The sequence below is a fragment of the Faecalibacter bovis genome (assembly GCF_017948305.1).
Taxonomy (GTDB): Bacteria; Bacteroidota; Bacteroidia; order Flavobacteriales; family Weeksellaceae; genus Empedobacter; species Empedobacter bovis.
This window is the reverse complement of record NZ_CP072842.1, coordinates 975,143-989,892: the sequence shown is the minus strand read 5'-3', so window position 1 is coordinate 989,892 and position 14,750 is coordinate 975,143. Positions and strand designations below refer to the sequence as shown.

The window sequence follows — 14,750 nt, the reverse complement described above, 5'->3', positions numbered from 1 at the left end:
ATAAAATCTGAGCAGTTTACTGCTCAGATTTTTTTATTTTACATCACTCAGTCCTCATAAATAAGTATGTTTTAATAAATCATATCAACATCACGTTAAAAATACAGCTAATCATTTCTTATCCAAAATGAAATGGTTACTTTTGGGGACTCTACAAAATCAGATAATGTGTCATCGAACAAAAAAATAGCTAAAAACGCATTGTTCCTATATTTTCGTATGTTTCTTACGATGGGAGTAGGTTTATACACCTCTCGCATAGTTTTACAAACATTAGGTGTCGAAGATTATGGAATTTACGGATTAGTAGGTGGAATAGTAACGATGTTCTCCTTTCTTAATTCAGCAATGTCTTCGGCTACACAAAGGTATTTATCGTTTGATATAGGTAAGGGTGATTCTATTAAATTACAACAAACATTCAATGCAACGCTAAATATTCATATTCTTATTGCAGGAATTATTTTCATTTTAGCGGAGACTATCGGATTATGGTTTGTGAATTATCAATTAAATATTCCAACAGATCGTCTTAATGCAGCTAATTGGGTATATCAGTTTTCAATATTAACATTTGTACTTGGCGTTTTACAAGTGCCATATAATGCATTATTGATCGCACGAGAGCATATGAATGTTTATGCTTATATAAGTATATTGGAGGCGATTCTAAAATTAATAATTGTTTTAATATTAGTAAAATTCGGACAAGATAAATTGATTTTATATGCAGTACTTACTTTTACCGTTTCATTCATTATTCGAATGTTGTATAAAATATATTGTAAAAAAAATTTTAAAGAATCGGTTTATAAATTTTACTACGATAAAGCGTTTTATAAAGAATTACTAAGTTATTCAGGATGGAGTTTATTTGGTAATATAGCGGCGATTGCTAGATCGCAAGGAAGTAATATTTTATTAAATCTATTTTTTGGTCCAGTAGCCAATGCAGCATATAGCTTAACAGTAATGGTACAAGGAATTATTGGTTCATTTGTTGGTAATTTTCAAACAGCTCTAAATCCTCAGATTACAAAAAACTATGCAAAAGGTGAAGTAGATACAGCTCTAAATTTAATTTTTAAAAGCTCTAAGTATTCATTTTTTGCTATGTTTATTTTGATCGTTCCATTTTTATATAATGTTGATTATGTGATGTATTTATGGTTAGGTGAAGTTCCACCTTATGCAATTGAATTTATTAAGTTGGCGTTAATTTACTCATTAATAGAGACGATATCAAATCCATTAATGATTGGTGCACAAGCAACTGGACGAATTAAATGGTATCAAATAATAATAGGAAGCTTTATATTTTTAACATTACCAATTACCTGGGGTTTATTAAAGATCAAACTTGATCCAAATATTGGATATTATGTATTGATTGGGAATTCAATAATAGCACTAATTTTTAGAATTATATTTTTAAAAAATATGATAGCTCTAAAAATATTAGATTTTTTTAAAAAAGTTCTACTTCCAATAATATTTGTTACTCTAATATCTGGAATAATTATTTTAAGTTTTGAATTTAAATTTAATACTTCACCATTTATGCAATTATTAATTAACTGTATAATTATTTCAATTATAGTTTTGTTTATAATTTTAATAATAGGAATGGACAAACTAGAAAGAAAATATTTAGTAGATATTTTAAAAAATAAACTATTTAAAATGTAATGGAAAAATTAAAGCAAATTCTAAGACCTATTTATTTACCTCTAATCAATTATAAAGCATCAAAATTATATAAACAATATTCTTTGATTAAAAATTTTATAGTTGATTATAAATTATACAAAAATTATTCTATAGTTTTTTCTAAACAGGATTTATTGAATAAAGAAGCCGATTTAATCTTAAACTATCATTCTATAGAAAAAGGAATGCTATTTAAAGATACGAAAAAAGGCTTTGCTACTAATAGAATTAAAAATTTACACAAATTATTGAATGACCCTGAAATAATAAAAAATATAAACAGAAGTCAGATTAAAGTTGGATATCAAGTGATATGTAAGTATTATGAAATGCATAAAAATGAAGGTTACAATATCGAACATATATTTTCACAAAAGCAATATGAAAAATATAAATCTGTATTAAAAACTGAGTATTCTGATGATTTTAATGGAGTCATTAATTGGGATAAGGAAAAATTCTATGAATTTACATCACAAGATTTTTTCAAATTTGCATATTCTCGTAAGAGTGTAAGAGAATTTACAGGAGAATTAATTCAAATTGATTTAATTCAAAAAGCTATTACTTTAGCAAACACTGCCCCATCTGTTTGTAATAGACAAGCATCTAATGTTTATCTAATAGAAGATAAAAAGAAAATTGATGAAATTTTAAATATTCAAGGTGGATTTACAGGATATACAAAAAATGTGAATCAGCTATTAATTCTTACGAATGATAGAAAATTCTATTACACTGTAGGGGAAAGAAATCAATTTTACATTGATGGTGGAATTTACTTAATGAACTTATTATATGCTTTACATTATTACAAAATTGGTAATTGTCCAGCTAATTGGGGAAAGAAAATAGACGAAGAAAAAAAACTTGATAAGGTTATTAGTATTCCTGAATCAGAAAAAATTATTTGCTTGATTCCAATCGGTGAATTAAAGGATAAATTCAGAACAACTTTATCAAAGAGAAGACCTATTACTGAAAATTTTCAAAAACTTTAAAATGCCACAAAAAAAAATAGCAATATTGACACAACCCCTTAAATCAAATTATGGGGGAATTATACAGAATTTTGCACTACAAAAAGTATTAAAAGAAAATGGATTTAATGTAACTACTGTAGATAGGGATTATAAAGAATACTCTAAATTTAAATTAACGCTTAATCTTATAAAAAGAAAATTAATTAATATTTTTAAAGGAAACAAACAATTTATAATTTCCTATAAAAATAAAAAAAATATATTTTCTAACAGTTCTTATTTTATTGATAACAATATTAACAGAACTAAGAAAATTAGAAGTACAATTGATTTAAAAAAACATTTTGAACAAAATAAATATGATGCTGTAATCGTTGGAAGCGACCAGGTTTGGAGACCAATGTATTCACCTAATATATATAATTATTTTTTTGATTTTTTAGAAGATAATCAAAATATAAAGAAAATTAGTTATGCAGCTTCTTTCGGTACAGATAAATGGGAATTCACAAACGAACAAACAGTATCGTGTAAAAAATTAGTAAAACAATTTGATTTAATAACAGTCCGTGAGAAATCTGCTATTAATTTAGTTAAAGATCATTTTAGTAGAAATGCACAATTTGTTATAGATCCAACTTTATTAATTGATAAACAAGAATATATTAATTTAATTAGCAGTAAAACTATTAATATAAATTACAAAGGAATTTACACTTATGTATTAGATCGAAATGAAGAAAAGAATATTATTATCAATAAAATAGAAAATGATTTAGGTCTAACATCATTCTTTTGTCAACCAAAATGTGCTATTACTAATCCAATATCTAAAAACATTGATGATTATAAATATCCACCAATGGAAGAATGGTTAAATGGTTTTTATAGTGCTGATTTTGTAATTACAGATTCATTTCATGGGACTGTATTTTCAATTATTTTTAATAAACCTTTTATCGCAATTGTTAATAAGGAAAGAGGTGCTTCACGCTTTGAATCTTTATTATCTGAATTAGGATTGTTAGATCGTTTAATCTATAATTTTTCAGAAAAAGAAATTGATAATATCTTAAGCAAATCTATAAATTTTGAAGAAGTTAATTCAAAAATTCAAAAATTGAAATTGAAATCTTTAGAACTTTTATTAAAAGAATTATAAATGCTAATCTCTACAATTATACCAGTCTATAATGCAGAAAAATATCTGACAAGATGTTTAGATTCGATTATCAATGCTCAGATTGATGAAGTTTCTAATGAAATTCTTTTAATTGATGATGGTTCAACAGATAATTCTTTAGCTATTTGCAAAGAGTATGAAAAGCAATACTCAAATATAAAAGTATTTCATCAAAAAAATTCGGGTGTTAGTTCAGCCAGAAATTTAGGTTTAAGTCAAGCAATAGGTGAATATATAACATTTATTGATTCAGATGACTGGGTAGATACACATTATTTTAGCTTTAAAGTAAAATATTTGCAGGAGGGTTATGATTTGATTGTTTCTAATTACAATAATATACTTTCTAATCAAAGGATTAAAAATGTACCTTTTAGCAAAAAAAATATAAGAGAAAACTCTGGAATTAATCTTAATCATATTTATGATAAGGATCAGTGCATTTTAATTGGCTATAGTTGGGGCAAATTCTACAAAAACAAAATAATAAAGGAGAATAATTTAAGTTTTAAAAATTATTTAAAAAGAGGAGAAGATTTAATTTTTGTCTTAGAATATGCATTAGCTTGTACTTCAATTTATTGTCTTAATAATTACGATTACAATTATAATCAAATTGATATGGATAGAGCAACCTCCAAGTATTCTTCAACATTTTATGACGATATTAAATTAAAAAGAGATGAGTTGTTTAATATTATTTCTAGATATAGGAATATTGAAGAGGGAGAAAAACTATATTACTATTTCTATGAAGCAACAAAAGTGGTGTTTCACGAATGTAAGCCTAGAAAGACTAGAAACATTACAGATGAATATATAGCCGTTAAGAAATTATTAAATAAAAAGGAAATAATTGATTTTAGAAGTAAATCAGAATATTTAGTGTATGATAATTGGATTATAAAGAGAATAGTTCAAAAATTAATGTATTTAAATCAGCCATTAATTACCGTATTATTTCTAAAGTTTTATTATTTATTAAGTAAAAACAAATGAAAGTTCTCGTTTCTTTAATAATTCCATTTTATAATGTTGAAGAGTTTATTGAAAAATCTATAAGATCTGTTGCCAATCAAACGTATAATAATATAGAGGTTATAATAGTAAATGATGGTTCAACAGATAATTCTTTAAAAATTGTTGAATCGGTTATTAAAGAAGATAATAGATTTAGAATAATTCATCAAGAGAATGCAGGACTTTCAGCTGCTCGTAATACGGGATTACACGTAGCAAAAGGTGACTATATTTTCTATTTGGATTCAGATGATTTCTTAACAAATGATGCAATTGAAAAGTTAGTTAATATAGCTATAAATAATAATGCCGATGTTGTACAAGGTAATTTTTATTATGATTATCCTGATTATCTTCTCTTAAATAATCATCAAAAACAAGAACTTTTGATTTTTGATCGTAATGATGCAATGAATGCATTATTAGATCATCAATTAATTATGAATTTTGCTTGGGGTAAATTAATAAAAGCATCAATTGCTAAAGAATTATTATTTCCTGTTGGAGAATATTTTGAAGATACCTTATGGCAAACGAAGATTATTCAAAATTCGAATAAGTATGTTACGTATAAAGAACCAATCTTATATTACTTGCAGAGGAATACAGGTATTTCAGGACAATTCTCCATTCGTAATTTAGATCAATTAAATGCTGAGCATCATAGATTATTATTGATTGAAAAACATTTCCCATTTTTATCTGAAAAAGCTAAATCTATTTTTAAAAATAAGATACTAAATATTAATCTGCTTGTTAATAGTTTAAAGCAAGAGGATCAAATAAAATTTAAAAGAAGTATTGAAGAAAAAGTTAAATATTGGAATTTAGATCAAACATATTGGTTAGATTTTTTTATTCATAAAAATTATATTTTCAGAAATATCGCTTTGTTTTTACAAAAGATAGTAAATAGACTTACGAACCAATCGAAATGGGAAAAAATTCAAAAATGAGTGAAATAAAATATTCATATTCTTCTATGAAAGAAGTATTTGAGATATTGAATTCATGTAATATCAAATATGTTGTTTTACGAAACTATCAAAATATATTAACAGATGAGATGTTTATGGATGGACATGGCGATGTAGATATATTATGTGAAAATTCAAATTTATTAGAGAAATTTCTTAAAATATATCCAGATCAATTTCATATTAAAAAAGGAATTTTTGATAAGGTTCATTATCATATTTATATTAAAAACATAAAAGTTAGTATAGATGCTAGATATATTGGTGATAATTATTATTGCAAAAAATGGCAGAATGATATTTTAAATTCACGTATATATTATAAAGGCTTCTTTGTAATGGACCCTATTAATCATCTTTATTCATTAATATATCATGCAATATTTCAAAAAAAATATTTGTCTGAAGAATATAGAATTAGATTAAGAGAGATGGCTTTGAATCAAGGCATTCAATTAGAAATATGGGATTCTAAATCATTTGTACATTTATTGGAGCAATTCATGATAAAAAATAATTATAATTATTTCTATCCAAATGATTTTTATGTGCCACTATATACAAAACATATTCAAAATAAATCATTATTAAAATTTGATTTAAGGAGGTGGATTGAACATAAAAAATTTGAGTTACGAGTAGAGAGTATTGAATTCCTAGTTAAAATTAAACATAAAATCTTCAAAAGTTAAAATGCTTCATTTATTACAAAAACATACTATAGATATTTATAATCTCAATAATGAGGAATATATAGTAGAGAATGTTAAAGCTGATACATTATTGGATTGTAATAGATTTGATCTATTTGCAAAAATAGGGTACATAAGAAATAAGGAATTAAATAACGATTTAGCCATCTCCATATATTCTGAACATATTAAAGCATTTAATCCGGATTTAAAAGAACCTGGACGTGATGACAAAAATGGATTAGATGATTTTATTAATACGTTTGATGAACTAATTGATAAATTAAAGAGTAATAGTTTTGATCCAAATATATCTTTAATTCCAATTGATAAAAATGGGATAATTCTAGATGGTGCACATCGTGTTTCGGCATTAGCTTATTATAATAAATCTGTTGATGTGATACGTTTTCCGAATGTTACAAGTAAAGCTATTTTCAACTATCAATATTTTAGAAAAAGGGGATTGTCTAATGACATTTTGGATAAAATAGCTTTAGAGGCATTATTTAATAAAGATAATATATATGTGGCTTGTCTATGGCCTAAAATGGGTAATTATAAGAAAAGATCATTAGCTATAGATTTATTAGAAAAAAAATATAAAATTTTATATACTAAAGAAATGACAATGTCACTGAATGATTTGTCGATGTTTATTTATGAAATTTATAAAGAACAAGATTGGGTTGGCAATGTAGATAATAATTTTGCAGGTGCTAGAAATAAAGCCACATTTTGTTACGCCAAGAATAGTTTAGTGAAATTTGTTTTCTTTCAGGCTGATAATCTAAATAATGTATTAGCATTAAAAGATGAAATTAGAGATATTTTTAATTTTGGTAAACATTCTATTCATATAACAGATAATCATAAAGAAACCATAGATATAGCCAATCTTATTTTAACTGAAAAAGTTAAAGATTATAATAAAGGATTAGGTCGTTTAAAGGATACTCTAAGTGAGCAATTTACAATTTTTAAAAATGTGCACTGGATTAATTTTAAAGTGTTGATTGCTAGTTTAATTAATAAAATTTTAAACTAAATTTCTTATTTAACGCATTATGTGTATTTCTTTAAAACAATCTGGTCATTTAAAAGCAATAGCCATTTTAATGATGCTGTGTTTGCATTTCCTAAATTATTAAGTCTAAAATATTCTTTTTAAAGAATACAACCAATTTTAAAATGAACTACTCTAAAAATATTCAATATTTTAATAATTTGAGAGCAGTAGCTTGCTTCTTAGTTATATTAACCCACTCAGCAATGCCAGCTTTAAATCCTGCGTTTGGATTATTTATGATGCTCTTTTCATTTATTTCATCTCCAAGTTCAGAATTATTTGTTACTTTATCATCAAGTTTATTAGCTCCAACTAAACTTGGAATGTTCGAGTTTTATAAAAAAAGATTTTCCAAGTTATTAGGGCCATTTATATTTTGGTCCTTGATAATATTATTGATTGGTTATTTTAATCATTCATTTACATTCGCAGAAACAATTACAAAATTAATTCTTTTACCTATACAACCAGTTACGGGCGTATATTGGTTTATTTATGTAATTATAGGCTTATATTTTATTATTCCTATTTTATCCCCTTGGTTACAAAAAGCTAATAAAGGAGAACTTAGGTTTATAATTTCGCTTTGGATATTAACATTGATATTACCCTATACTAATCTTATATTTAATAAAGAAATCTACTCTATTACTGGGAGCTACTATTTTATCACAAGTTATTTAGGAGGATTTGTAGGCTATTTGTTTTTAGGTGTATATTTAAGAAAATTTCCTATTCATGTAAAAAGTAAATTTGCTTTATTTTATAAGCTTTTTCCACTTTTTATAGGGGCTTTACTACCTTATTTCTATGGTTATATATTTAATAGAGAAGCGTTAGATATGGTGAGGGAAAATCTTTCGTTAAGCAGTGCATTTTTAGTAACCATTATCTTTACATTTTTTCAAAATATTCAATTAAATACTTTACTTGAAAAACTATTCAATAATATCGCAAAATATTCTTTTGGTATATATTTGATACATATAATTGTCGTGAGGGATATCATTTGGAAAGTATTGGAAAATCATCGTTTGCCTCATCCAATTATTGAAACCCCCATAATTGCGATTATATCATTAATTTGTTCTTTTTTAATTGTGAAAATTTTAAGTCTAATGCCTTACAGCAAATATATTATAGGAGTCTAATGAAACTACTTTACGTAACCAATGGTATCAATGGAGCTGGTGGATTAGAAAGAGTACTTTCAGTAAAGGCCTCTTATTTAGCTGAATATTACAATTATGATGTAACTATCTTAGTTTTAAATGATGCTCATCTCAATCCATTTTATGAGTTTAGTCCTAAGATTAAATTTATTTCGATTGAAATATCTAGCAGTACACTCCAATATATTGAGTCTTACAAAAAAGGTATTCAAGATGCTGTTAATGTCATACAGCCTGATGTAATCTCAGTATGTGATGATGGATTAAAAGGATTTTTTCTGCCAAGGATAATCCAAACGAATGCCAAGTGGATTTATGAACGCCATGCATCTCTGGAGTTAAATCGTCAAAAAGGATTGTTAGGAAAATTACAGGTTAGGTTTATGAGGAAATTTTCTGTTTCTTTTGATGCTTTTGTTGTATTAACAAAATCTAATGTAAAAGAATGGAAGGGAAATAATATTAAAGTTATTCCAAATCCTTTAAGCTTTCGTTCAGATCAAAAAAATCCCTTGGATCAAAAGAGGATCATTGCAGTAGGTACACATTCTTATAATAAAGGATATGATACACTTTTAGCTATTTGGAAAAATATTGAGAATAAATTTCCTGATTGGCAACTTGATATTTATGGTAAGATTGATGCGAATACAACTTATTTAAAACTCGCTAATGATTTGGGATTATCAAATGTAAAGTTTCACGCACCCTATAATCCCATTCAAGAAAAATTTGAGACTTCTTCTTTGATGGTTTTACCGTCACGATCAGAAGGTTTTGGAATGGTATTAATAGAAGCAATGGCTTGCGGAGTGCCCTGTATTAGTTTTGATTGCCCTGCTGGGCCACGAGATATTATCACAAATAAGGTAGATGGTTTTTTGGTACAAGATCAAAATAGCAAAGCTTTTCAACAAGCAATAATCGAATTAATTGGAAATGAAAAATTACGTATAGAGATGGGAACGATTGCTCAACGAAGTGCAACACGTTTTTCTCTTGAAAGCATTGCCCAACAATGGGATAATTTATTTAAATCTTTATAGATGAAAATAGTTTTTAATACCGATCAAATCTATTTGCATGGTGGTATCGAAAAAGTAATGGCGACGAAAGTTAATTATTGGGTGACTTTACCAAATGTTGAGGTTTTTATTGTGACTACTGAGCAACAAGAAAAAGTGCCTTGTTATACGCTAGATTCACGTGTACAATTGATTGACTTAGGTGTTAATTATAATCGAAGCCAATCCTATTTTTCTAAAGAAAATATAAAGAAAGCATTTCTGCATTTTAAAAAGCAAAAAGCATTATTTAGAAAATTACAACCAGATGTGATTATTTCACCAAACTTTAATTTTGATCATTATTGGTTGCCTTTTATAAAAGGTGATTCAAAACTTATTAAAGAACGACATAGTTCAAGATATTTAGAACCTCATCAGCGTCAGTATTCTTCTTTTTTAGGAAAATTAAAGTTTAAATTAACAGATTGGATTGAATCTCAATACAACCATATAGTTGTCTTAAATAAAGATGAAGCATATTATGTTGAAACCAATAATGCTGTTGTAATTCCTAATCCAATTGATCCAACACCTTTATATGCTCATTTGCAAAATAAACAAGTAATGGCAGCAGGCCGAATAGCAGCAGTTAAGGGATTTGATCAGTTGATTGAAGCATGGAAAATTGTCTATCAACATGCACCTGATTGGCAATTGCATATTTATGGAGATAATTATGGGAGTACTCAGCAGGATTTGGAAATGCTTATTAAAAATTATCAATTGGATGAGGTTATCATATTTAAAGGATCAGTGAGTAATATACCAGAAGTAATGACCCATTATAACATCTATGCGCTAACATCAGTGACCGAATGTTTTCCTACTGTTTTATTAGAAGCATTGAATGTTGGTTTACCGGTAGTATCGTATGATTGTCCCAATGGACCACGAAATATCTTGATTCATGGAGAAGATGGGTTATTGGTGCAAAATCAAAATCCTTTGGATCTTGCCAATGGTATAGTTGAATTAATTCAAAATTCATTGCAGTTACAAAATATGTCTTTGAAAGGAAGACAAAATATAAACCGTTTTTCTACTGCATCAGTTATGCAACAATGGAATAACCTATTAAATTTATAAAATGTTTGATTGGGTACCTTTAGAATATTATGGCGATATATACAATTTTATCTTATTATTTGTATTTATTTTAATCTTGATTTATTCAAAAAAGTATAGTTTATTAGATAAAGCTAATTTAACTACTGTTAATATATTATTCTATTTATTATTTGTTTTTACATTACTGTATATTGGATTTAGGCCTATTTCGGGTAAATATTTTTTAGATATGGGAACTTATAATTTAATTTTCAATAGATATAAAATAGAGGGATTATCTGCAATAAATGATAAAGATATTTTATTCCAATATTTTACTTATTATTGTTCAAGTATCATGTCGGCTAATTATTATTTTTTTCTATTAGCAACAATGTATATTGTGCCATTATATGTAGTTTCAAAAGTTAACTTTAAAAAAGGTGCATTTTATGCATTTGTACTGTTTATTGGTTCATTTTCTTTTTGGGCCTATGGAACTAATGGAATTCGTAATGGTATAGCCACCTCTATTTTTTTATTGGTTTTTGCGACGAATAAAAAATGGATACAACTTATTATTATGCTATTAGCCTATAATTTTCATAGTTCAATGCTTGTACCATCTATAGCATTTGTAATAGCCACCTTTTATAGAAACCCAAAATATATTCTCTATGGATGGTTGGCTTGTATACCTATTTCATTGTTAGGAGGAGATATGTTACAATCTTTTTTTGCAGGATTAATTGAAGACAACCGTACTTCTTATTTAACAGCAGGAAATAAAAATAATGATAATTTTAGTTCAACTGGATTTCGTTGGGATTTCGTTTTGTATAGTGCTTCCGCTGTATTTGCTGGATGGTATTATATTTTTAAGAAAAAGTTTGAAGATCAACGGTATACTTTGATTTATTGTACATACATTATAGCCAATGCATTTTGGATATTAGTGATTAAAGCCAATTTTTCAAACCGTTTTGCCTATTTATCATGGTTTATGATGGCACTAGTCATTGTTTATCCTTTATTAAAACAATATCTTTTTGGGAAGAATCATCAAAAAATACTAATCTATATTATGTTAGCCTATTTTGGCTTTACTTTTTTTATGAATGTTATTAAATAAAATGTTATTAACCATAATAATACCTATGTACAATGTTTCTCAGTATTTAGAGAAATGTATAAAAAACATCAATATTGAAAATATTGATTATGAAATCTTAATGATTAATGATGGTTCACCAGATAATTCTTTAGAGCTTGCAGGTCAATTAAAAGCAGTTAAACCAAATATAAAAATTTTATCACAAGAAAATAAAGGATTAGGTGGAGCAAGGAATTTAGGAATTAAAAATGCGATAGGAAAATATATACTCTTTTTAGATGCAGATGATATATTAATTAAACAGGATTACAAATTTTTAGAAGAAGAACATGCCGATATTATAGAATTCTCTTCTAGAAATGTAAATGAGAGTCAAAATATAATTTCAGAATTTAATGCGAATAATGTAAAAGAATGTATAGATGGAATTTTATATGCAAAAAATAACCCTTCTATGTTTTCAGCATGTAATAAATTATATTCTAATCGTTTTTTAAAAGCTAATAATCTATTTTTTAAAGAGCATATATATATAGAAGATTTTGAATTTAATACACGAGCATTTATTTTAACAAAATGTTTAAAAAGCTATAATAGTATCATACAACATTTTGTACAAATGCCAAATTCTATAACTAGAAATAATGATAAAATTAGGAAACTAAAACTAGTTAATGATATGATTATTGTAGCTCATTCCATTAATACCTTTAAAGAAAATAATAATATATCCAATTCCACTTTTATAGAAGAAAGACTAACATGGTTAACAGTGGATATTATCTATCATTCTCTAAAAAATAATTTAGGAAATATATTTTTAAATGAAAAAATAAATGAATTAAAGAAGAATGATTTATACAGAACTAATGTAAAATTGAAAAATATAAATAAAGAACGTTTTAGAAAACTTCTTAACTTTCCATTAGGTTTATCAATTATAGTCTTTTTTTTAAATTTAAAATATGGAGACTAAAAACAAATTCATTTTAATGACAACAGTTTCGATGTCTTTAAATTTCTTTACGAAGCAGATCAAAGAATTACATAATATATATAATGTAACTTTGATTTCCTCACCTTCCTCACAATTAGAAGAAATTGCTCAAAGAGAAGGAGTAAATTATACAGGGATAGAAATGAAACGAGAGATATCTTTTCTCAATGACCTTAAAAGTTTATTAAATCTAATTTTCTTATTTTATCGTGAGAAACCTTATGTATTACATTGTAATACCCCAAAAGCTTCTTTGGTAGGATTGTTAGCGGCTTATATAACAAAAGTACCTAATCGTATTTATTATATACATGGGTTTAGATATCAGGGTGCATCTGGAATGAAGCGTCATATTTTAATTAATATGGAGAAAATAGCTTGTTTTTGTGCTACTCGTATAATAGCAGTGAGTCATGGTGTAAAAGAAATCGCTCAACAAGAAATTACTTCTAAAAATATTGATGTAATACATAATGGAAGTGCCAATGGAATTGATATAGATTTATTTATTCATTCAGAATACGCTATTGAAGAAATCAAATCTGAATTGAATATTGCTCAAAATGAATTTGTATTTGGGTTTGTAGGTAGGATTGTAGGTGATAAAGGTATTAATGAGTTGATAGCTTGCTTTAATGAATTAAGTTTTAAGTTTGAAAACATCAAATTAATACTAGTTGGTCGATATGAAGATGAATTAGATCCACTCTCAAATGAAACAAAACAATTGATTAAAGATAATATTCATATTATTGAAGTTGGATTTCAGAAAGATGTAAAAAAGTATTTGTCTATCATGGATGTTTTAGTTTCTCCTTCTTACCGTGAAGGTTTTGGGTTATCATTATTAGAAGCTAATTTGATGGGTGTTCCAGTGATTGCTTCACATATTACAGGTTATAATGAAATAGTAATAGAAGGTAAAAATGGCTTTTTAATTCCGTCAAAAGATAAGGAGGCTTTACTTCAAAAAATGGTTGAGGTATACCACATTAAATCTGATTTAAGTAAAATGAAAGAATTTTGTATAAATAACGTTATTCAAAAATTTAATCATAAAGATGTTTTATCTGAGGCCTTATCATATTACAAATCATTATTAAACTAACAATGTACCAACACTATCTAAAACGCTTATTTGATTTTACCATCGCCTTGATTGGGATTATCTGTTTATCACCGTTAATTCTTGTGGTAACTATAGGATTATATTTTGCCAACCAAGGCAAGCCCTTCTTTTTTCAGGCACGTCCCGGATTAAACGAAAAAATCTTTCATATTATTAAGTTTAAAACGATGAATGATAAGAAAGATGCCCAAGGAAATTTATTATCAGATGCCGAACGTTTAACACCTATTGGAGCTTTTGTGCGCAAAACTTCTTTGGATGAAATACCTCAATTGATTAATGTCTTAAAAGGAGATATGTCTCTTATAGGACCTCGTCCATTGTTGCCTCACTATCTACCTTTGTATAATGAGGTGCAAAAAAAACGCCATTTGGTACGCCCTGGCATTACGGGATGGGCACAAGTAAATGGACGTAATACGATATCATGGCAAAAGAAGTTTGAATTGGATGTTTGGTATGTAGATCATATTTCTTTTGCTACAGATATAAAAGTGTTTTTAACGACTCTTAAAAAAGTATTTTTTAGAGAAGATATTAATCAGGAAGGACAAGCAACAATGGAAATGTTTAATGGAAAAAATTAGTAA

At 26.6% G+C, this 14,750-nt stretch carries 14 protein-coding genes; all 14 read left to right on the top strand.

Translation table 11 applies throughout. The features are described from left to right. The first annotated feature begins 132 nt into the window (after positions 1-132). The 14 genes from J9309_RS04725 (at position 133) to J9309_RS04660 (ending at position 14,747) form a co-directional block, all read left to right on the top strand. Positions 133-1,689 (top strand): lipopolysaccharide biosynthesis protein, encoded by a 1,557-nt coding sequence (locus tag J9309_RS04725; RefSeq protein WP_262897283.1) that lies wholly within the window; start codon positions 133-135, stop codon positions 1,687-1,689. Then, positions 1,689-2,711 (top strand): nitroreductase family protein, encoded by a 1,023-nt coding sequence (locus J9309_RS04720; protein ID WP_230477393.1) that lies wholly within the window; start codon positions 1,689-1,691, stop codon positions 2,709-2,711. The genes J9309_RS04725 and J9309_RS04720 overlap by 1 nt, the downstream gene beginning before the upstream one ends. 1 nt (position 2,712) lies before the next feature. Further along, positions 2,713-3,855 carry a polysaccharide pyruvyl transferase family protein gene (locus tag J9309_RS04715; protein WP_230477392.1) on the top strand — a complete coding sequence of 381 codons (1,143 nt, stop codon included), beginning with the start codon at positions 2,713-2,715 and terminating at the stop codon, positions 3,853-3,855. Beyond that, a complete protein-coding gene (locus J9309_RS04710) occupies positions 3,856-4,875 on the top strand; it encodes a glycosyltransferase family 2 protein (RefSeq protein ID WP_230477391.1) in 1,020 nt (339 codons plus the stop codon). After that, positions 4,872-5,852 (top strand): glycosyltransferase family 2 protein, encoded by a 981-nt coding sequence (locus J9309_RS04705; RefSeq protein ID WP_230477390.1) that lies wholly within the window; start codon positions 4,872-4,874, stop codon positions 5,850-5,852. The genes J9309_RS04710 and J9309_RS04705 overlap by 4 nt, the downstream gene beginning before the upstream one ends. Next, positions 5,831-6,565 carry a hypothetical protein gene (locus tag J9309_RS04700; protein ID WP_230477389.1) on the top strand — a complete coding sequence of 245 codons (735 nt, stop codon included), beginning with the start codon at positions 5,831-5,833 and terminating at the stop codon, positions 6,563-6,565. The genes J9309_RS04705 and J9309_RS04700 overlap by 22 nt, the downstream gene beginning before the upstream one ends. A gap of 1 nt (position 6,566) precedes the next feature. Then, positions 6,567-7,613: a hypothetical protein gene (locus tag J9309_RS04695; protein WP_230477388.1), complete on the top strand. Its 1,047-nt coding sequence runs from the start codon at positions 6,567-6,569 to the stop codon at positions 7,611-7,613. A gap of 143 nt (positions 7,614-7,756) precedes the next feature. Beyond that, entirely contained in the window at positions 7,757-8,785 is a 1,029-nt protein-coding gene (locus J9309_RS04690) for an acyltransferase (protein ID WP_230477387.1), read from the top strand. Beyond that, positions 8,785-9,852, top strand: a complete 1,068-nt coding sequence (locus tag J9309_RS04685) for a glycosyltransferase family 4 protein (RefSeq protein ID WP_230477386.1) — start codon at positions 8,785-8,787, stop codon at positions 9,850-9,852. Before J9309_RS04690 ends, J9309_RS04685 begins: the two co-directional genes overlap by 1 nt. Further along, a complete protein-coding gene (locus tag J9309_RS04680) occupies positions 9,853-10,959 on the top strand; it encodes a glycosyltransferase family 4 protein (protein WP_230477385.1) in 1,107 nt (368 codons plus the stop codon). A gap of 1 nt (position 10,960) precedes the next feature. Beyond that, a complete protein-coding gene (locus tag J9309_RS04675; RefSeq protein WP_230477384.1) occupies positions 10,961-12,052 on the top strand; it encodes an EpsG family protein in 1,092 nt (363 codons plus the stop codon). Continuing rightward, a complete protein-coding gene (locus J9309_RS04670; protein WP_230477383.1) occupies positions 12,039-13,010 on the top strand; it encodes a glycosyltransferase family 2 protein in 972 nt (323 codons plus the stop codon). Before J9309_RS04675 ends, J9309_RS04670 begins: the two co-directional genes overlap by 14 nt. Continuing rightward, positions 13,000-14,139, top strand: coding sequence for a glycosyltransferase family 4 protein (locus J9309_RS04665; RefSeq protein WP_230477382.1), 1,140 nt, complete (start codon positions 13,000-13,002; stop codon positions 14,137-14,139). Before J9309_RS04670 ends, J9309_RS04665 begins: the two co-directional genes overlap by 11 nt. 2 nt (positions 14,140-14,141) lie before the next feature. Continuing rightward, the gene (locus J9309_RS04660) at positions 14,142-14,747 is read left to right on the top strand and encodes a sugar transferase (RefSeq protein ID WP_230477381.1); all 606 of its coding nucleotides are present in this window, start codon (positions 14,142-14,144) and stop codon (positions 14,745-14,747) included. Positions 14,748-14,750: the final 3 nt, after the last annotated feature.